The organism is Leisingera sp. XS_AS12 (genome assembly GCF_041224635.1).
Classification (GTDB): domain Bacteria; phylum Pseudomonadota; class Alphaproteobacteria; order Rhodobacterales; family Rhodobacteraceae; genus Leisingera.
This window is the reverse complement of sequence record NZ_JBGFGM010000030.1, coordinates 1-372: the sequence shown is the minus strand read 5'-3', so window position 1 is coordinate 372 and position 372 is coordinate 1. Positions and strand designations below refer to the sequence as shown.

General features: G+C 61.8%; 1 protein-coding gene. It reads left to right on the top strand.

The features are described from left to right. Positions 1 to 372 (top strand): glutamate synthase-related protein (locus tag AB9K35_RS00420; RefSeq protein ID WP_369923949.1); only part of this gene is annotated, 372 nt, incomplete at both ends.

Sequence of the window (372 nt, the reverse complement as noted above, 5' to 3'; positions counted from 1 at the left end):
GTGCATGGTGAAGGCGATGCTCGAAACGGGCGTGGTTCCCGATTTCATAGTGGTGGATGGCAGCGAGGGCGGCACCGGAGCAGCGCCGCTTGAATTTGCCAACCAGGTTGGAATGCCGATGCTGGAGGGGCTGACGTTCGTTCATAACACCCTTCGGGGCGCCGGGCTGCGGGAGCGGGTCAAGCTTGGAGCTGCGGGAAAGATCACCTCCGGTTTCCATATCGCCCGTGCGCTCGCGCTAGGGGCGGATTGGTGCAATTCGGCCCGCGGCTACATGTTCGCCATTGGCTGCATTCAGGCCCAAGCATGCCACACGAACAAATGCCCGGTTGGCATCGCAACCCAGGACCCGGCCCGTTTCAAAGCAATCGA